This window comes from Bradyrhizobium sp. BWA-3-5 (genome assembly GCF_032917985.1).
Classification (GTDB): Bacteria; Pseudomonadota; Alphaproteobacteria; order Rhizobiales; family Xanthobacteraceae; genus Bradyrhizobium.
The window spans coordinates 740,522-759,331 of sequence record NZ_CP136626.1 but is presented as its reverse complement, the minus strand read 5'-3'; the positions used below and the strand labels follow the sequence as shown (position 1 = coordinate 759,331).

The following is an 18,810-nucleotide window of genomic DNA, read 5'->3' as shown; positions in this document are numbered from 1 at the left end:
GCGGTTGAATTCGGATCTCGTAGGGTGGGCAAAGGCGCATTTGCGCCATGCCCACCATTTCTTGCGGAGAATTCGATGGCGGGCACGCTTCACTCTGCCCACCCTACGCATTGCGTCGCGTCACACCCGCTCGATGATCGTCGCCGTCCCCATGCCGCCGCCGATGCACAGCGTCACCAGCGCGGTCGACTTGTTGGTGCGCTCCAGCTCATCGAGCACAGTGCCGAGGATCATCGCCCCGGTCGCGCCGAGTGGATGGCCGAGCGCAATCGCCCCGCCATTGACGTTGATCTTCGCATTGTCGATGTCGAACGCCTGCATGTAGCGCAGCACGACGGAAGCAAAGGCCTCGTTCAGCTCGAACAGATCGATATCCGACTTCTTCATGCCGGAACGCGCGAACAACTTTTCGGTGACGTCGACCGGGCCGGTCAGCATCATCGCGGGCTCCGAGCCGATATTGGCGAAGGCGCGGATTTTGGCGCGCGGTTTCAACCCGTGTTTCGCGCCGGCTTCCTTGCTGCCGAGCAGCACGGCGCCTGCGCCGTCGACGATGCCGGAAGAGTTGCCGGCATGGTGCACGTAATTGACGCGCTCGATCTCGGGATGCGACTGAACTGCCACCGCATCGAAGCCGCCCATCTGGGCCATCACGGTGAAGGACGGCTGCAGTTGCGCCAGTGACTGCATGGTCGTGGTCGGGCGCATGTGCTCATCCTTGGCGAGGATGGTGAGGCCGTTGATGTCCTTGACCGGCACCACCGACTTGTTGAAGCGGCCCTCGTCCCAGGCCTTCGCCGCGCGCTGCTGGCTCTGCACGGCGTACGCATCGACGTCGTCGCGCGAAAAACCGTATTTGGTCGCGATCAGATCGGCCGAGACGCCCTGCGGCATGAAATAGGCCGGCACCGCCATCGAAGGGTCCATCGGCCAGGCGCCGCCGGAGGCGCCGATGCCGACGCGGCTCATCGATTCGGCGCCGCCGCCGATCACGAGGTCATGCTGGCCGCTCATGATCTGGGCGGCGGCGAAATTTACGGCGTCGAGGCCGGAGGCGCAGAAGCGGCTGATCTGCACGCCCGGTACGGCCTCGCCGAGGCCGGCCTTCAGGGCGGCGAAGCGCGCGATATCGCTGCCGGCCTCGCCGACCGGATCGACCACGCCGAGCACCACGTCGTCGACGACGTCTTCAGCGAGGTTGTTGCGCTCCTTCAACGCCTGCAGCGGCACGGTGGCGAGCGCCAGCGCGGTGACCTCGTGCAGCGCGCCATCGGGCTTGCCGCGGCCCCGCGGGGTGCGAACGTGATCGTAGATAAATGCCTCAGGCATGACGCCCTCCTGGTATGAGGATCATAATATTATAGGCGAAAGGTCGGAAACGGCAGAAAAATTCAGAACGCTTCCGCCGCCAATTCCATGGTCGTGGCGCAGCCCGACTGGATGCGCGCGAGATGAACATGGGTTTCCGGCAGCATCCGCTCCATGAAGAAGCGGCCGGTCACCAGCTTGGTGCTCAGGTAGGGCGTTGCGCCAGAGGCCGCGATCTTGTCCTGCGCCACCTTCGCCATCCGCGCCCACATGAAGCCGAAGGCAACGAGGCCGAACAATTGCATGTAGTCGGTGGCGGCAGCGCCGGCATTGTCGGGCTTGGTCATCGCATTCTGCATCAGCCAGCCGGTGGCCTGCTGCAGATGGCCGAGCGCGGTCGACAGCGGCGTGACGAACGGCTTCATCGCCTCGTCGCCGCCGTGCTCCTTGGCGAAGGCGCCGACCTCGGCGAAGAACGCCATTACCGCACGGCCGCCATTGCGCGGCAGCTTGCGGCCGACGAGGTCGAGCGCCTGGATGCCGTTGGCGCCCTCGTAGAGCATGGCGATGCGGGCATCGCGCACGAACTGCTCCATGCCGTGCTCGGCGATGTAGCCGTGGCCGCCATACATCTGCTGCGCCAGCACGGCGTTGGAGAAGCCGACATCGGTCATCACGCCCTTCATGACCGGGGTCATCAGGCCCATGTGGTCGTCGGCCGCCTCGCGGTCCTTTGGATCGGCGGAGCGGTGGGCGACGTCGCTCTTCAGCGCGGTCCACACCACCATGGCGCGCGCCGCCTCGTTGAAGGCGCGGATGGTGAGGAGCACGCGGCGCACGTCCGGGTGCACGATGATCGGGTCAGCCGGCTTGTCGGCTTCCTTGGCGCCGGTCAGCGCGCGGCCCTGCAGGCGCTCGCGCGCATAGGCCACCGCGTTCTGATAGGCGACTTCGGACTGCGCGAGGCCCTGCACGGCGACGCCAAGGCGGGCCTCGTTCATCATGACGAACATGCCCTGCATGCCCTTGTTCTCTTCGCCGATCAGCCAGCCGGTGGCGTTGTCGTAGTTCATCACGCAGGTCGAATTGCCGTGAATGCCCATCTTGTGCTCGATCGAGCCGCAGGACACGCCGTTGCGCGCGCCCAGCGAGCCGTCGGCATTTACGAGGAATTTCGGCACCACGAACAGCGACACGCCCTTGATGCCGGCGGGCGCGCCTTCGATCCGCGCCAGCACCAGATGGATGATGTTCTCGGCAAGATCGTGCTCGCCGGCGGAGATGAAGATCTTGGTGCCCGTGATTTTGTAGCTGCCGTCCGCCTGCTTCACCGCGCGGGTGCGCAGCAGGCCAAGATCGGTGCCGCATTGCGGCTCGGTGAGGTTCATGGTGCCGGTCCACTGGCCCGCCACCATCTTCGGCACATAGGTCTTCTTCTGTTCGGCGTCGCCATGCACCAGTAGCGCCGCGGTCGCGCCCATGGTGAGACCGCCATACATCGAGAACGCCATGTTGGCCGCGCTCTGGAATTCGGTGACGACCTGGCTCAGCGTCACCGGCAGCCCCTGCCCGCCATATTCCGCCGGCGCCGACAGGCCGAGCCAGCCGCCTTCGGCCACCTGCTTGAAGGCTTCCTTGAAACCCTTCGGCGTCGTCACGCTGGCATCGTCATGCCGCTTGCAGCCCTCGAGATCGCCGACGCGGTTGAGCGGCTGCAGCACCTCTTCGGAGAGCTTGGCGGCCTCGCCGATGATCGCCTCGCGCACATCGGCCGAGGCGTCGGTGAAGCCGGGCAGATTATCGTAGCGATCGATCTGGAACACGTCGTTGAGCAGGAAGGTGACGTCTTCCACGGGGGCTTTGTAGATCGGCATGGTGTTCTCCCGGCAGCGGCAAGCTTGGAAATGGGCGGCGGCGCTTGACTTGAAATGACGGTGCTCCGGAAAGCGACCTTATCCGGTTCCCGATACTCTAGGGAGTGAGCAGGTAAGTGAAATTTCCGGACAGCCATTGCGACATAGGCGGCGGCCGCGGTCTTCGCTCCCTCATCCCTCATCCCTGCTTGGCGAGTTGCTCTCCCATCAAGCGGTGCAGCAAATTGATTCCCTTCAATGGACGTACCATCACCTTGAAGTGCGTGATCTTACCGTCATCGCTGAAGGTGATGATGTCGACGCCGTTGATCTTGATGCCCTCGATCTCGTTTTCGAATTCGAGAACCGCGCCATTCGCGCTGCGCCACTCGCCGACATATTTGAAGCCGGGGCCGCCCAGCACCTTTTCGGCGCTCGCCAGATATTTGAAAGTGATGTCGCGGCCGCGCTGCGGCGTGTGGACGACGGGGCTTTCGAACACCGCGTCGGGGTGTAACAGGTCCCACAACGCCGCCGTGTCATGCGACTTCATGTAGCCGTACCACTTGTCGAGGCCGCTCATGGTCATCATGTCTCCTTGCGCGGGCGATGACGGGCTGGATGCCGGGGACACACCTCTCCGGAGCTTATGCGCATTGACGCATATGCAACTTTATGCATAAAGTCAAATCACAATTGAAAGCCGGAGGCCGGTGTCATGGCGCTTGGTGATGCGATCCTTGCCTGCCTGACCGAACGCCCGATGACGGGCTATGAGCTCGCCAAGACGTTCGACAACTCCATTGGATTCTTCTGGAAGGCCGACCACCAGCAAATTTATCGGGAGCTCACCCGGCTGCGCGACCGCGGCCACATCCAGGGCCGCGAGGTGGTGCAATCCGGCAAGCCGAACAAGCTGGTCTACACGCTAACACCCGAGGGCCGCGCCGCGCTCCGGCACTGGGCCAAGCGGCCGAGCGTGCCGGCCTCGATCAAGGACGACCTCCTGGTGCGGCTTTATGCCCTCGACAGCGTCGACATCGAACCGCTGCGCACCGACCTGATGGCGCGGCTCGAACATCACCGCGACCGGTTCACCCGCTACGAGCGCCTGCTCAACAAGCGCTTCCCCGATGGCATCGCGCCGCCGGCCGACGTCGGCAAGCTGCTCGGTCTCCGCATCGGCATGAGCCACGAGCGCGCGGTGGCGGAATGGTGCGAAGAGGCGATCGAAGCGCTGTCGGTGCTGGCATCAGGCACCGAGCGGTCCAACGTTGTTGCGATTGAGGCCGGCAAGCGAGAAAATAACGGCTGAAGGCCGCCTAGCGGGCCACCCGGTAACTTTTGCGGCGGGCCATTCCATTCCTTAACCCGTTATTTACCGTAAGGAACAAAAGTCAGGTTCTGAGGCAGACGACCTGCGCAAAATTCGATTGTCTCTTCAGTGGGACGCGCGGGGAGGCTGATGGCGCAGGTGGGGCGCCGTAGCGGAACCGGACCAGAGCATGAATTCGCGCGTATCGTGGAGCGTTGACGACATCGATCCTTCCGTCCGCGAAAGGGCCGAGGCGGCCGCGCGCCGCTCCGGAATGTCACTGAACGACTGGCTCAATTCCACCCTTGGCGAATCCGCGTCGTCCAGCTTCGGCGCGTTTTCGGCGCAGCGGCCCGCTGCGCCTGCCCGGCAGATTCCCGACGTCTCCGACATTCACCAGCGGCTGGATTCGATCACCCGGCAGATCGAGCAGATCTCGCGGCCGGCGCCGCGCAGCGAACCGACGGTGGCCCGCCAGCTCAACGACGCCATTTCGCGCCTCGACGCGCGGCTGTCACAGATTTCGAATTCCGCGCCGGCACGGCAGGCCCAGATGCACGAGAGGCAGCGCCAGAGCGACCTGGTCGAGCGCGCCGCCGCCCAGGTCTATCGTCCCGCGCCGCCGCTCAGCCCGGCCTCGATGGATTTTGCGATCGCCGAAATCACCGCGCGCCAGAACGAACTCGATGGCGCGCCGGCGCAGCCCGCGCAACCGGCGGCCCCCGCCGGGCCGGACTTCTCGTCGCTCGAGCGTCACCTGCTCAAGATCACGAGCCAGATCGAGGCGCTGCAGCGGCCCGATCATATCGAACAGTCGATCGCGGCGTTCCGCAGCGAGCTCGCCGAAATCCGCCAGGCCATCACCGAGGCGGTGCCGCGCCGCGAGATCGAATCGCTCGAGAATGAGATCCGCTCGCTGTCCCGCCGCATCGATGACAGCCGCCAGCACGGCTCCGACGGCCAGGTGCTCGCCAATATCGAGCGCGCGCTCGGTGAAATCCGTGACGCGCTGGGCTCGCTGACGCCGGCCGAGCAGCTCACCGGCTATGACGAGGCGATCCGCAACCTCGGCGCCAAGCTCGACATGATCCTGCGCAGCAACGACGATCCGTCGACCGTGCAGCAGCTCGAAAGTGCGATTGCGGCGCTGCGCGGCATCGTCTCCAACGTCGCTTCCAACGACGCGCTGGCCCGCCTTTCCGACGACGTGCACACGCTGTCGGCCAAGGTCGATCAGCTCTCCCGCTTCGACGGCAACAGTGACGCCTTCGGACAGCTCGAACAGCGCCTGGCCGCGCTGACCTCGACGCTGGAAAGCCGGCCGGCCGCCGCAGCGGGCGAACCTTCGGAATATTTCGAGAACGCGTTGCGCACGCTGTCGGAGCGGCTCGACCGCATCCCGGTCGGCAACGACAATGCCTCCGCATTTGCCCATCTCGAACAGCGCGTTTCCTATCTGCTGGAGCGCCTGGAAGCCTCCAACGACCGATCCGCCGCGCCGGCCATCGATCTCGGACGGGTCGAGGAAGGCCTGCACGACATTCTGCGTTCGCTGGAGCGCCAGCACGCCAGCCTCGTCGCCCTCGCCGACTCCAACCGTAACGCCAGCGGCGCCGCCCAGCCGATGGATACCGGCATCGTCGATCTGGTGAAGCGCGAACTGTCCGATATCCGCTTCAGCCAGTCGGAGACCGACCGCCGCACGCAGGAGTCGCTCGAAACCGTCCACGGCACGCTCGGCCATGTTGTCGATCGCCTATCGATGATCGAAGGCGATCTGCGCACCGCCCGCCCGGCGCTTAGCACGCCCATCCTTCCGCCTGCAGCGGCCGAAATCATCGAGGAACTGCCCCGCCCGACCACGCCGCTGAAAACCTACGCGCAGCAAACCAAGCCGGAATTGCCGAACCCTGCCGCGCTGCAGGCGACGGCGGCGCCGGAGGCGTTTGCCGCCGCCCCGCGTGACTTCCACGCGGCGCAGCCGCCGGCCGCGCCGGTCGCCGCCCCGCCCGCGCCGCCGCGCGCGATCAGCGAAATCCTGGAGCCGCATGCCGCCGCGCCGCGCACGGTAATCGCGCCCGACTTGCCGCCCGATCATCCGCTCGAGCCGGGCACACGGCCGCCCGCGCGCATGGCTACGCCATCGGAACGGATCGCGGCTTCGGAAAACGCGATCAGCGAGATCGCGGCCGGGCCGAAAGAGCCGGTCAGCTCCTCAAGCTTCATTGCCGCCGCGCGCCGCGCCGCGCAGGCCGCGGCTGCGGCGCCCCCGCCCGAGAAGGCCGGACGTGCGGCGAAGGCTGCGCCCAAGGACAAGGGCGGCGACAAGGCCAAGGCGAAGGCAGACGACAAGACCCCCTCGAACATCTCCTCCAAGATCCGCTCGCTGCTGGTCGGCGCGAGCGTGGTCGTGATCGTCCTCGGCACGTTCAAGATGGCGATGACGCTGCTCGATACCGGCAGCGTGCTGCAACTGCCGATGATGGAACAGCCGGGCGAGCCGGCTCCTCCCGCGGCGCAGGCGCCCGCGCCGGCAGAGACGGTCCGGCCCGCAATGGCTCCGACGCAGACCCCGGCACCGATGATGATTTCGCCGACGCCGGTCGAGAAGCAGTCGAACAATTCCTCCGCACCGAATACGCTCGACAGCGCGCGGATCGCGCCGCCGCCGCAGGCGCCGATACTGCCGCAGACCTCGGTGCCGCAGGCCGCGGCCAGCGATATCACCGGCGCGATAGCGACAGTGCCGCCAGCCGGCGCCAAGCTCGCCATGGTCGCGGTGCCGCCGACCGAGCGGCTGCCCGATGCGATCGGCGGCCCGGCCTTGCGTACTGCCGCGCTGAAGGGCGACCCGACCGCGGCTTACGAGATCGGCGTCCGCTTTGCCGAAGGCAAGGGCGTTGCGCCGAACCTCGACGAGGCCGCGAAATGGTATGACCGCGCGGCGCAGGCCGGCATCGTGCCGGCGTTGTTCAGGCTCGGCACCTTCTATGAGAAGGGCTTGAGCGTGAAGAAGGACGTCGATATCGCGCGGCGCTACTATCTGCAGGCGGCCGAGCGCGGCAGCGCCAAGGCGATGCATAATCTCGCCGTGCTGGACGCCGATGGCGGCGGCAAGGGCGCCAATTACAAAAGCGCGTCGATCTGGTTCCGCAAGGCCGCCGACCGCGGCGTCGCCGACAGCCAGTTCAACCTCGGCATTCTCTATGCCCGCGGCATCGGCGTCGAACAGAACCTCGCCGAATCCTTCAAATGGTTCAGCCTCGCAGCCGCCCAGGGCGACGCCGACGCCGGCCGCAAGCGCGACGATGTCGCCAAGCGACTGGACGCCCAATCGCTGGCGGCCGCCAGGCTCGCCATCCAGACCTTCACGGTCGAGCCGCAGCCCGAAGACGCCGTCAACGTGGCCTCGCCCGCCGGCGGTTGGGACTCGGCGCCGGCCGCCGCCAAACCCGCCGCCAAGCCCGCTGCGACAAAGCGCACCGCCGCCATCCACTAAACTTGGAGCCGCGATGCCGTTGGGCATCGCCAGATGCGAGTCCAGCGCATGGGCCCCGGCTCTGCAGCGCACCGCTGTAGCGCTGCGCTGCGTCCGGGGAACGGGAGAAAATTTGTCGGCCTCAAATGCTCTCGTGTCCCGGACGCGTCGCGGCACGCAGTGACGCGATGCAGAGCCGGGACCCATGAACCGGCCTTGCCATATCCGCGACCATAAATTCGTGTATGGCTTCAGGCCAGCCTGCCCTCTGACAGGGTCCGGCGGACAGAGAGAATCGAGTGTCGACGGAAGATAGCCCGGGGGAAAACCGTTTCCGCAGGTCGCCGACTGGCCCCGCGGTCGCACCGCCGCGCATTCCACCCGGTCAGATCCCACCAACTCAAAATATGGCGCCGCCGCCGGTCCAGACACCGCGGCCCCGATGGCATTTCTGGTCGGCCACGGTCTTCCTCATCCTGCTTTCCAGCGTCGGCATTCGCGCCTACCGGGATCTGTCGCGGCCGGAGGCCTGGCACTACTGGAAGGACCAGTACGTCTCGCCGAGCCTGACATCGGAAGTGATCGACACGCTTTATCTCGACGGTTCGAGCCGCGGCCAGCGCGCGCTGTTCGTCAGCGGCACCATCGGCCCGGCCGCCGCGAGTTGGTTTCGCTCAAGACTGGAGGCGGCTAATCTCGCCGCCGGCGACATCGTCCTGTTGGCTTCGCCCGGCGGCGATCTGAACCAGGCGATGATCATGGGCGAAATCATCCGGCAGCGCTCCCTCGCCACCGCGGTCGGCAGCACCGACGCCTCCGGCCGCATCAAGCCTGCCTATTGCGCCAGCGCCTGCGTGCTCGCCTATGCCGGAGGCAAGCCCCGCTTCGGCGTATTAGGGTCGGCGCTCGGCGTTCACAGGTTTGTCACAACCCGGCCCGTGAACGACCCCGTGGCGGAGGCCCAGCGGATATCGGGGGCCGTGCTGGGCTACATGACCAAAATGGGCGTCTCGTCCTCGATCGTCGAAGCGATGTCGGAGACCCGGGAGATCCGCTGGCTCAGCCCCCGGCAGGCGCTGACGATGAACCTCGTCACCGATCCCATCGAAAAGCCCTGAGCCTACCGCTCGGGCATGTCAGGCAAAAATTTGCCTTCTGGGGCATTTTTAGTCCCTCATCACGGCGAATTCAGTTATGCAAAGGGTGCGGGAACCGGCGCCACGCACGCAATGATGCATGCGCAAACCGGCGCCCACTGCCGGCAAACCCGATAGAAACCACGTCCCGAGCGGTCTCCCCGGCCGCCTCGTGCGGCAAAGCTACAAAAAGCAGGCGCGCGTGCAGCTCTACCTCCCGATCGCCGATCTCCCGGTCAATGTCTTCCTCATCCTGGCGATGGGCGCGGCGGTGGGATTCGTCTCGGGAATGTTCGGGATCGGCGGCGGCTTCCTGATGACGCCGCTGCTGATCTTCGTCGGCATCGCGCCCGCGGTCGCGGTCGCCTCGGTCGCCAGCCACATCGCCGCCTCCTCGTTTTCCGGCGCGATATCCTATTGGCGGCGGCGCGCCATCGATCCGGTGCTGGCCGCCGTCTTATTGACCGGCGGCAGTCTGGGCACGGCGCTGGGGGTCTGGACCTTCACGCTGCTGCGCTCGCTCGGGCAGCTCGATCTGATGATCGCGATGTCCTACGTCATCCTGCTGACCACCGTCGGCGGCCTGATGTTCTGGGAAGGCCTGCGGGCGCTGCTGCGGGCGCGCAAGGGCGGCCCGGTCACGATGCGCCGCCCTGGCAGCCATGTCTGGATCCACGGCCTGCCGCTGAAGATGCGCTTCAAGCGCTCGAAGATCTATCTGTCCGTCATTCCGGTCGTGGTGATCGGGCTGATCATCGGCTTCGTCGGCGCCGTGATGGGCATCGGCGGCGGCTTCATCCTGGTGCCGCTTCTGATCTACGTGCTGCGGGTGCCGACCTCGACCGTGATCGGCACCTCGATGGTGCTGACCCTTGTCACCATGGTGTTCGCCACCATGCTGCATGCGGTGACCAATCATTTGGTCGATGCCGTGCTGGCGCTGATCCTGATGATCGGCGGCGTCACCGGCGCGCAATTCGGCGCCCGCGCCGGGCAGAAGATCCGCGGCGAACATCTGCGCCTGCTGCTCGGCCTCTTGGTGCTGGCCGTCGGCATCCGCTTCGCTGTCGAGCTCGTGATCCGGCCCGAGGATCTCTTCACCGTGCGGGAAACGGGGGTGACGGGATGACTGCACGCCTCACCCGCATGCTGGGATGGCTGGCGCTGTGCGCCCTGCTCGCCGCATCGCCGGTGCAGGCCGAACGGCTGATCGTGTCGGTGTCGAACCACCGCGTCACCGTGACGCCGAACTATTCCGGCGAGGAGCTGGTGCTGTTCGGCTCCGTGGAAAAGGACGCCAACACGCCGCCGGGCCGCACCTACGATCTGGTAGTGACGGTTGCCGGCCCGCGCGCCGACATGGTGACGCGGCGCAAGGAGCGGCGGTTCGGGATCTGGATCAACACCGACTACAGGCAGTTCTTGAGGGTGCCGACCTATCTGGCGCTGTTCTCCAACCGTCCGTTCGATGCGATTGCCTCGCCGGAGGTGCAGCGGCGGCAGCAGCTCGGGCTGAACAACGTGCTCCTGACCCAGCGCGTCAGCGGCGACTATGCCGACGTGGTACCTGACGACGCGTTCCGCAGCGCCTTCGTTCGGCTGCGCCGCCAGCATGGCCTCTATCGCGAGGAGACCTCGGCGGTCACCTTCCTGACGCCGACGCTGTTCCGCACCGGCATTCCGCTGCCGGCGGAAGTGCCGATCGGCCTCTACAACGTCGAGATCAAGCTGTTCGCCGATGGCCAGCTGGTGACCAAGACCGACACCGCGTTCGAGATCGTCAAGGTCGGGTTCGAGCAGTTCGTCGCCACCACCGCGCAGCAGCACGGCTTCGTCTACGGGGCGATCACCGCCTTCATGGCGCTGATGACGGGATGGATGGCCTCGATCGTGTTCAGGAAGGATTGAGGGCGTGCCGCAAATGCGGTGCGTAGGTTGGGTGGAGCGCAGCGATACCCAACATCTGATGATGATGGTATCGCTGCGCCCCATCCTACGACTTCCCGACAAAAAATCCGATGCTCATCGCAATGACACTGAGCATCATCGCGGCCGTGGAAAGCCAGCCCAGCCAATAAAGCGCGCCTTTGTTGACCACGAACGTGCCCATCACCTCGTGTCGCCGCGCCATCAACATCAGTAGAACCATTACCGGCACGGCGAGAACGCCGTTGACGACCGCGCTCCAGTACAGCGCCGAGATCGGGTTGATCGGCGTGAAATTGAGTGCGATCCCGATCCCCGCCGACAGCGCCAGCACGGCATAGAACGCAGCGGCTTCCTTCGGCTTGCGGGCAAGGCCGACCGGCCAGCGCCGCCCCTCGCCGACCGCGTAGGCCGTGGCGCCGGCGAGCACCGGAATCGCCAACAGGCCGGTGCCGACGATGCCGAGGGCAAAGATCATCTCGGCCAGGGCGCCTGCGATCGGGCGCAATGCTTCGGCGGCTTCCGCCGAACTCTGGATGTTGGTCTTGCCGGCCACATGCAGCGTCGCCGCCGCGGTGACGATGATCGAAAGCGCGATCAGATTGGAGAACGCCATGCCGATGATGGTGTCGGCGCGGATACGGCTGAATTCCCGCCGCGCGCCATAATGCTTTTCGATCAGGGGACGCTTGGTCTTGTCGACACGCTGGTCCTCGGCCTCCTGCGAGGCCTGCCAGAAGAACAGGTAGGGCGAGATCGTGGTGCCGAAGATCGCGACGATGGTGGTGAAATAGTCGAGATTCCAGGAGAGACGCGGGAGTAGGATGCCGGCGAGCGCATCGCCCCATGACACCTTGGCGAACGCAAGCGCCGCAACATAGGCGAACAGGCTGAGCGTCAGCCATTTCAGCACCGCGACGTAGCGCTTGTAGTCGAGGAAGATCTGCGCGCCGACCGAGATGAGGCCGAACAGCAAGACATAGACGATGCTGTGGCCGCCGATCAGCAGCTTGCTGGCGTCCGCCATGGCGCCGAGATCGGCACCGATATTGATGGTGTTGGCGATGAACAGCAGCGTCACCACGACGTTCAGCAGCCAGTTTGAATAGTGCCGGCATACATTGCCCGATATGCCGTGACCGGTGACGCGGCCGACCCGCGCGGAGATTTCCTGGATCGCCGCCATCAGCGGAAACGTCAGCAGCATGGTCCAGCCAATGGCGTAACCGAACTGCGCGCCTGCCTGACTGTAAGTGCCGATCCCGGACGGATCGTCATCGGCCGCGCCGGTGATCAGGCCGGGGCCGAGCGCTTTGAGCGCATCGCGGGAGCTGAATGTCCGCTGCGGCCCGGTTTTTTCGGCTTGCTTGGAATGACTGGAGGCCGCGCTCGCGTGACGCTTGGAATTTGATTTGGTTCGATTTGCCATGCTTGATCCAGTCGCACCGACAACGACCCAGAACGGTTTCGGTTCCTGAACAGGAACCTAGTTCAAGGTCGCGCGGCTGGATACAAGTATGGCTACGCCCGATGTGCCGTTTCGATGATGGTCGCGACGCCGGGCTCCAGGATGCGCAGCCGCGAACCGAAACCCAGCGTATCGAAGCTGGCACGAAGATCGCCGGCGCTTTGCTTGAAGTGTTTCCAGCCGTCGGTATGCACGGGCACGATGACCGCATCGGCAAAGGCGCGCGCGGTCTCGATTGTATCGTTGGTGTCCATGGTGAGGTGAAACGGACCGCGGGTTTGCGCGGCCCCGGCGAACGGCAGCACCACGCCGCATTTGAAGCGCCTGGCCACTTCCGCGACGCCATCGAACCAGGTGGTGTCGCCGCTGATGTAGATCGGGCGGCTGCCCGGCTTGCTCGATTCCAACACGAAGCCGATCACGTCACCCGACAGCGGCTCGATACCGGCCGGTCCGTGGCGGGCCGGCGTCGCCGTGATGACGAGCGACTGGCCGCCCTTCTTCAGCTCGGTCGATGCCCAGGGCGCAAAGCCCTCGGCATTGCCGCCGAGCCGTTTTGCGCCCGCTTCCGTCGTCAGCACGCGCTTCGTCTCTTTAAGGAAATCGCGGCCGGAATGGTCGAGATTGTCCGAGTGCTGGTCGTGGCTGAGCAGCACCGCATCGATCGCGCCGACATCGCGTGCGCTCATCGCGGGTCCGGTCAGTTTCTCCAGCTTCACATGCGGCAGTTGATAGTCGCCGGGGCCATCGAAGGTAGGATCGGTGAGGAGACGGAAGCCGTCAAATTCGATCAGGGCGGTGGGGCCGCCGATCAGGGTGATGGAAAGACTCATGTCGCGCTCCTCTTGATCGATGCCAGCGCCGCCGGGCGGGTCACCAGGTAGATGCCGAGCGCCACCGGGACGATGCCGAGCAGGTCGCGGAATTCGACATGCTCGCCGAGCACGAGGAAGGCGAACAGCATGCCGAGCGGCGGCATCAGGAAATGATAGGCACTCGCGGCCGTCGCGCCACACACTTTCAGGAGATGAAACCAGAGCAGGTAAGCGAGGATCGAGCCGCCCAGCACGAGGAAGGCGAAGGCGCCCAATAGCCGCGCGCTCGGCACGACCTCGCTGATGCTAGACAGCGTGAACGCGAACGGCATCACCGCAAGGCCGCCTGCGATGTTCTGGATGCCATTGCCGATCCAAAGCGAGCCCTTCGGCGCCAGCACCTTGAACAGGATGGTGCCGGCCACGATCGAGACCAATGACGCCAGCGTGAACAGGATGCCGTGGCAGTCATCTGATCCGACCGACATGCGATGCCAGACGATGAAGGTCACGCCCGCGATGCCGAGCAATAGGCCCGTCACCTTGCGCAAGGTCATGGCTTCGCCGAGGAACAGCGCGGCCAGCATCGCGGTGAAGACGGGGTTGGCCGACACGATCAGGCCGCCGAGACCTGCAGATACTGTCTTCAGTCCGGTATAGCCGAGACCGAGATAGAGCGCGTTGTTGGCGACGCCGAGCACGGCGAACACGACGGCGTCACGCCAGGACAATTCCCATTTTTCGCTGCGTAGCGCGGAGATGCCGAGGATCAGGATGCCGGCCAGCGAGAAGCGCGCGGCGAGCAGGATCAGCGGCGGACAATCGGTGACGCCGATCTTGCCGGCGACAAAAGCGAAGCTCCACAGCAGGCAGAAGGCCGCGATGTAGAGCGGGAGCGGGTTGAAGGTCGTGCGGGGAACCGCGACCGAGGGCGCGAGCGACATGACAAGTCTCCTTTGCCTATGATCTAGGGCCGCGCGTTGATATTTGGAAATTAAATGATAAGATGACATCCAGTGGATTTATAAATGGAGCATTCATATGCTCGATCTGGAACTTTTGCGCAGCTTCGTTTCCGTCGTCGACGCCGGCGGCTTCACCCGCGCCGGCGAGCGCGTCCACCGCACGCAATCCACCGTGAGCCAGCAGATCAAGCGGCTGGAAGACGATCTCGGCCAGCCGCTACTCAACCGCATCGGCAAGGACGTGACGCCGACGGAAGCCGGCGAGCGGCTGCTGTCCTATGCGCGGCGCCTGTTGGCTCTGGCCGAAGAGGCGCGCGACGTGGTGGCGCGTCCCGAGAGCGAGGGCGCGGTCAGGCTCGGCGTGCCCGAGGATTTCGCCGCCTATCGCTTGGCGAAACTCCTGGCGGCATTCTCGCGCTCGCATCCCGGCCTGCGGCTCGACGTGCGCGCCGATCAAAGCGCCAACCTCAAGCGCGAGCTGGAGCGGGGCGAACTCGATCTCGCATTGTTCAAGCGTGCGGCGGGAGAAAAGGGCGGCATCGCGGTGTGGCCGGAGCGCGTACACTGGGTCACCAGCAAAAGCCACCCGCGAGATACCCGCACCGGTTCGGTGCCGCTGATCGGCTTTCCTTCGGGCTGCCTGTATCGGGCGGGCGCGATCCATGCGCTGGAGAGCGCCGGACGTAGCTGGCATATGGCCTATACCTCTTCCAACCTCTCCGGCATTCAGGCCGCGGTCGCCGCCGGCATGGGTCTTTCCATTCTCTCGGAAATGGCGATACAGGCCGATCACCGCGTGCTGACAGCGAAGGATGGCTTCGCACCGATCGACCGCACCGAAGTCGCGCTGGTGGCCTCGCCCGACGCCAGCCCGGCGACGCTGCGGCTGGCCGAGCGCCTCGCCGAGTTCTGCAGCAATGTGCAGGCAAAGGCGGCGTAGGACAACGCGACGCCGGGCGGTGCGCTCCCTCGCCCCGCTCTTCGTGGGGTCGAGACAAGCGAGGCTTGCTCTTGGAGGGTCGGGGTGAGGGGCTGCCTCCGCGAGTACAGAACGCGGTGAGACCTGTACCACCTCACCCGGATCGCATCTCCGATGCGATCCGACCTCTCCTCGCAAGCGGGGCGAGGTTAAGAAGAGGTGCAGCAGGGGTCGAAAACTCAATAACACCGCGATGCGACAATCGAGTGCAGCCTGTTGTCACCGAGCACATGCGCTATGAAATCGGGCGCGCCGAAAATATTTGCGAAGGCGATATCGCGGATGCTCAGCCCCCCGGTATAGGCGCCGAACGCCGGCATCACCGCGCGCTCGCCATCGGAAACGAAGCAGCGGCGTTCGATCGATCGGCCTCGCGTCGGCACCCGCGCCTTGGGATGCAGGTGGCCGGCGATTTCGCCGGCGGCGCCGGTCGGCTCGTGGCGGAAGGCGATCGGCCCGATCGCGACCTCGTTCGCCACCGTGCCACCGAGATCGGACGGCAGGGCCGGATCGTGATTGCCCGAGATCCAGATCCAGTCGCGCCGCGCCTGCATTGCCACAAGCGCATCGCGATCCGGCTCGGACAGCCGCTTATGCGCGTCAGAATCATGAAAGCTGTCGCCGAGCGCGATCACCATGCGCGGGTCATGCCGCGCGATCACGGCGGCGAGACGGCTGAGCGTCGCCACCGTATCATAGGGCGGCAGCAGCACACCACGCCTGGCGAAGCTCGAGCCCTTTTCCAGATGCAGATCGGAAATGACGAGCAGGCGCTGCTCCTGCCAGAACAGCGCGCCCGAGACATCGGCGACAAACATCACATCTGCGATTGTGACCTTCGAGGCGCGCATCTCTTGACCGTCTTCCGAAGATTGCGCCCCCGCCGTCACGTATCGCCCTGCCTATCCCATCGCCTCTTTGACGAGTTCATCGGCGGCTTCCGCCAGCAACTCGTCCGATGCTTCGCCATAAACTGACTCGCGGCCGATTTCCAGCATCACGGGCACCGCGAGCGGCGAAACATGCTCGAGTTCCCGGTGGGTGATTCGCCCCTGGATGCGCGCGAGCATATCACCCAATCGCTTCAGATCGAGCAGGCCGGTGGCGGCGTCGGCGCGCGCGGCGCGCAGCAGCACGTGATCTGCCTGGTGCTTGCGCAACACGTCGTAGATCAGGTCGGTCGAGAACAGCACCTGGCGACGGCTTTTTTCTTCCCCGGTAAATCGCCGCGCGATCAGGCCGGAGATGATGGCGCAGGTGCGGAAGGTGCGCTTCATCAGCGCCGATTCGGCAAGCCATGCTTCGAGATCATCGCCGAGCATGTCAGGCTCGAACAGCGCGTTGAGATCGAGCTTGCCGTGGCGAATCATGAACGACATGTCGCCGAGACCCCACGCCGCCAGCGCATATTCATTGGCGACGAAGCCAAGCGGCCGCACCCGCGCCCGCTCCATCCGCCGCGTCAGCAGCATGCCGAGTGTCTGGTGCGCGAGCCGCCCTTCGAACGGATAGCAGACAAGGTAATGCTTGCTCGCGCGGGGAAAGGTTTCGACCAGCAGCTCGCGCACCGCCGGCACGCGCGAAAAATCCTTCTGCAGCGACAGCCAGTCGCGTACCTGTTCGGGCAGCGCATTCCATTGCCGCCGATCGTCCAGCAGTCTGCGCACGCGCTCAGCCAGATAGGTCGAGAGCGGAAACTTGCCGCCCATATAGGACGGCACCTTGGCGTCCTTGTCGTTGGCGCGCGAGACATAGACAACGTCCTCGGCCAGCGCCTCGTAGCGCACGACCTCGCCGCCGAACACAAAGGTATCGCCGATCACGAGACCTTCGATGAAGGCTTCCTCGATCTCGCCCAGCATCCGCCCGCCGCGCCCGAGCGCACCGGTCGAGCCGGACCCGCCGCTGCGGGAGCGCACCAGCCGCACTTTCAGCATGGTGTCTTCGACAATGGTGCCGACGTTGAGGCGATAGCTCTGCCGCACTTTTGGATTGGCGACGCGCCAGCGGCCCTGCTTGTCCTGCTTGATGCGGGCAAAGCGCTCATAGGTCTTCAGGGCGTAGCCGCCGGTGGCGACGAAATCGACCACGTCGTCGAAATCATTTCGCGTCAGCGACGCGTAAGGCGCCGAGGTCAGCACCTCCGCGTAGAGTTCGTCGGACAGGAACGGTTCGCCGCAGGCGCAGCCGAGCACGTGCTGCGCCAGCACGTCGAGCGCGCCGGTGCGCAGCGGCGGCGTATCCTGAGCATTCTCAGCGATGGCATCGATCGCGACGCGGCATTCCAGCACCTCGAAGCGGTTGGCCGGGATCAGGACCGCACGCGAGGGCTCATCGAGGCGGTGGTTGGCGCGGCCGATGCGCTGCATCAGGCGCGACGAACCCTTGGGCGCGCCGACATTGATAACGAGATCGATGTCGCCCCAGTCGATGCCGAGGTCGAGCGAGGAGGTGCAGACCACGCCGCGCAGCTTCCCGGCCGCCATCGCATCCTCGACCTTGCGGCGCTGGGCGACATCGAGCGAGCCGTGATGCAGGGCGATGGCAAGGCCGTCGTCGTTCATGCGCCAAAAATCCTGGAACAGCATTTCGGCTTGGCTACGCGTGTTGACGAAGATCAGCGTGGTCTTGTTGCGCTTGATCAGCTCGTACATTTCACCGAGCGCATGGCGCGCGGTGTGGCCGGCCCAGGGCAGCTGCTCCTTGGTGTCGAGCATCTCGACAATGGGCGCCGCCGCGCCGCCGGCGACGACGACGTCGGCGGTCTCCCTGCCCTCGCGCTGCGGCACCAGAAATCGCGACAGCGATTCCGGCTCGGCCACCGTCGCTGATAGCCCGATCGCACGCATCTCCGGCGCCAGCCGCCACAGCCGCGCCAGCCCCAGCGACAACAGATCGCCGCGCTTGGAAGTGACCAGCGCATGCAGTTCGTCGAGCACGATGCGCTTCAGCGAAGAGAACAGAAACGGCGCGTCGTCCGACGACAGCAGCAGCGCCAGTTGCTCCGGCGTGGTGAGCAGGACATCAGGCGGATAGCGCCGCTGCCGCTGCCGCCGCGACACCGGCGTATCGCCGGTGCGGGTTTCGACCTTGATCGGCAGTCCCATCTCGGCAATCGGCGTTTCCAGGTTGCGCGCGATATCGACCGCGAGCGCCTTCAGCGGCGAAATGTAGAGGGTGTGAAGGCCGCCGGTGCGCTTCACACTGCGGCCGGTGGAGATGAGGCTTTTCGTGCCTTCCCCCCGTTGGGCAGCGGGCTGCGACAGCTCTACCAGCGTCGGCAGGAAGCCGGCCAACGTCTTGCCGGCGCCGGTCGGCGCAATCAGCAATGCCGAGCGGTCCTTGCCGGCCTTGGCCAGCAGTGCAAGCTGATGCTCGCGCGGCGACCAGCCGCGCGCGGCGAACCAGCGCCGGAAGCGGTCGGGCAAGAGCGCTGCCGTTTCGAGCGGCGCGAAGGGCAAGGGTTGGGGCGACGGCACAGCAAAGAGGTAAGCCGTCGGAACGGGTTCGTCGAGAGGCCTCGGAAGTCACCTCGCCCCGCCCTTCGCGGGGAGAGGTCGGATTGCG

The 18,810-nt window shown here is 65.5% G+C and carries 14 protein-coding genes; 6 read left to right on the top strand and 8 right to left on the bottom strand.

What is annotated here, in order from left to right; all coding sequences use genetic code 11:
• Positions 1-120 precede the first annotated feature (120 nt).
• From RX331_RS03550 to RX331_RS03540, 3 genes are all read right to left on the bottom strand, one after another.
• Positions 121-1,329, bottom strand: coding sequence for an acetyl-CoA C-acetyltransferase (locus tag RX331_RS03550; RefSeq protein WP_317255278.1), 1,209 nt, complete (start codon positions 1,327-1,329; stop codon positions 121-123).
• 62 nt (positions 1,330-1,391) lie between these two features.
• The gene (locus RX331_RS03545; protein WP_317255277.1) at positions 1,392-3,182 is read right to left on the bottom strand and encodes an acyl-CoA dehydrogenase C-terminal domain-containing protein; all 1,791 of its coding nucleotides are present in this window, start codon (positions 3,180-3,182) and stop codon (positions 1,392-1,394) included.
• Between the two features lie 178 nt (positions 3,183-3,360).
• Positions 3,361-3,750 (bottom strand): nuclear transport factor 2 family protein, encoded by a 390-nt coding sequence (locus RX331_RS03540; protein ID WP_317255276.1) that lies wholly within the window; start codon positions 3,748-3,750, stop codon positions 3,361-3,363.
• A gap of 129 nt (positions 3,751-3,879) precedes the next feature.
• Between RX331_RS03540 and RX331_RS03535 the strand changes: the two genes are divergently transcribed.
• From RX331_RS03535 to RX331_RS03515, 5 genes are all read left to right on the top strand, one after another.
• Complete coding sequence (locus RX331_RS03535) at positions 3,880-4,476, top strand: PadR family transcriptional regulator (RefSeq protein ID WP_317255275.1); 597 nt, start codon at positions 3,880-3,882, stop codon at positions 4,474-4,476.
• 190 nt (positions 4,477-4,666) lie between these two features.
• Positions 4,667-7,975 carry a hypothetical protein gene (locus RX331_RS03530; RefSeq protein WP_317255274.1) on the top strand — a complete coding sequence of 1,103 codons (3,309 nt, stop codon included), beginning with the start codon at positions 4,667-4,669 and terminating at the stop codon, positions 7,973-7,975.
• Positions 7,976-8,361: 386 nt separating this feature from the next.
• The gene (locus tag RX331_RS03525) at positions 8,362-9,072 is read left to right on the top strand and encodes a hypothetical protein (RefSeq protein ID WP_317255273.1); all 711 of its coding nucleotides are present in this window, start codon (positions 8,362-8,364) and stop codon (positions 9,070-9,072) included.
• A 220-nt stretch (positions 9,073-9,292) separates the two neighbouring features.
• A complete protein-coding gene (locus tag RX331_RS03520; RefSeq protein ID WP_317255272.1) occupies positions 9,293-10,219 on the top strand; it encodes a sulfite exporter TauE/SafE family protein in 927 nt (308 codons plus the stop codon).
• Positions 10,220-10,236: 17 nt separating this feature from the next.
• Positions 10,237-10,998, top strand: a complete 762-nt coding sequence (locus tag RX331_RS03515; RefSeq protein ID WP_317257994.1) for a TIGR02186 family protein — start codon at positions 10,237-10,239, stop codon at positions 10,996-10,998.
• Positions 10,999-11,083: 85 nt separating this feature from the next.
• Here the strand turns inward: RX331_RS03515 and RX331_RS03510 are convergent, their stop codons facing one another.
• From RX331_RS03510 to RX331_RS03500, 3 genes are all read right to left on the bottom strand, one after another.
• Positions 11,084-12,445 carry an Nramp family divalent metal transporter gene (locus tag RX331_RS03510; RefSeq protein ID WP_317255271.1) on the bottom strand — a complete coding sequence of 454 codons (1,362 nt, stop codon included), beginning with the start codon at positions 12,443-12,445 and terminating at the stop codon, positions 11,084-11,086.
• 92 nt (positions 12,446-12,537) lie between these two features.
• The gene (locus RX331_RS03505) at positions 12,538-13,317 is read right to left on the bottom strand and encodes an MBL fold metallo-hydrolase (protein ID WP_317255270.1); all 780 of its coding nucleotides are present in this window, start codon (positions 13,315-13,317) and stop codon (positions 12,538-12,540) included.
• The gene (locus RX331_RS03500) at positions 13,314-14,243 is read right to left on the bottom strand and encodes a DMT family transporter (protein WP_317255269.1); all 930 of its coding nucleotides are present in this window, start codon (positions 14,241-14,243) and stop codon (positions 13,314-13,316) included. The genes RX331_RS03505 and RX331_RS03500 overlap by 4 nt, the downstream gene beginning before the upstream one ends.
• Before the next feature lie 97 nt (positions 14,244-14,340).
• Here RX331_RS03500 and RX331_RS03495 point away from each other — a divergent pair, with 97 nt between their 5' ends.
• The gene (locus tag RX331_RS03495) at positions 14,341-15,204 is read left to right on the top strand and encodes a LysR family transcriptional regulator (RefSeq protein ID WP_317255268.1); all 864 of its coding nucleotides are present in this window, start codon (positions 14,341-14,343) and stop codon (positions 15,202-15,204) included.
• A 218-nt stretch (positions 15,205-15,422) separates the two neighbouring features.
• Here the strand turns inward: RX331_RS03495 and pdeM are convergent, their stop codons facing one another.
• Positions 15,423-16,094, bottom strand: coding sequence for a ligase-associated DNA damage response endonuclease PdeM (gene pdeM / locus RX331_RS03490; protein WP_317255267.1), 672 nt, complete (start codon positions 16,092-16,094; stop codon positions 15,423-15,425).
• Positions 16,095-16,145: 51 nt separating this feature from the next.
• Complete coding sequence (locus tag RX331_RS03485) at positions 16,146-18,722, bottom strand: ligase-associated DNA damage response DEXH box helicase (RefSeq protein WP_410708101.1); 2,577 nt, start codon at positions 18,720-18,722, stop codon at positions 16,146-16,148.
• Positions 18,723-18,810: the final 88 nt, after the last annotated feature.

Coding starts and splice junctions, on each gene's coding strand:
- RX331_RS03495 (WP_317255268.1), top strand. CDS start 14,341: ATGCTCGATCTGGAACTTTTGCGCAGCTTCGTTTCCGTCGTCGACGCC.
- RX331_RS03550 (WP_317255278.1), bottom strand. CDS start 1,329: ATGCCTGAGGCATTTATCTACGATCACGTTCGCACCCCGCGGGGCCGC.
- RX331_RS03500 (WP_317255269.1), bottom strand. CDS start 14,243: ATGTCGCTCGCGCCCTCGGTCGCGGTTCCCCGCACGACCTTCAACCCG.
- RX331_RS03545 (WP_317255277.1), bottom strand. CDS start 3,182: ATGCCGATCTACAAAGCCCCCGTGGAAGACGTCACCTTCCTGCTCAAC.
- pdeM (WP_317255267.1), bottom strand. CDS start 16,094: ATGCGCGCCTCGAAGGTCACAATCGCAGATGTGATGTTTGTCGCCGAT.
- RX331_RS03535 (WP_317255275.1), top strand. CDS start 3,880: ATGGCGCTTGGTGATGCGATCCTTGCCTGCCTGACCGAACGCCCGATG.
- RX331_RS03540 (WP_317255276.1), bottom strand. CDS start 3,750: ATGACCATGAGCGGCCTCGACAAGTGGTACGGCTACATGAAGTCGCAT.
- RX331_RS03505 (WP_317255270.1), bottom strand. CDS start 13,317: ATGAGTCTTTCCATCACCCTGATCGGCGGCCCCACCGCCCTGATCGAA.
- RX331_RS03525 (WP_317255273.1), top strand. CDS start 8,362: ATGGCGCCGCCGCCGGTCCAGACACCGCGGCCCCGATGGCATTTCTGG.
- RX331_RS03510 (WP_317255271.1), bottom strand. CDS start 12,445: ATGGCAAATCGAACCAAATCAAATTCCAAGCGTCACGCGAGCGCGGCC.
- RX331_RS03515 (WP_317257994.1), top strand. CDS start 10,237: ATGCTGGGATGGCTGGCGCTGTGCGCCCTGCTCGCCGCATCGCCGGTG.
- RX331_RS03530 (WP_317255274.1), top strand. CDS start 4,667: ATGAATTCGCGCGTATCGTGGAGCGTTGACGACATCGATCCTTCCGTC.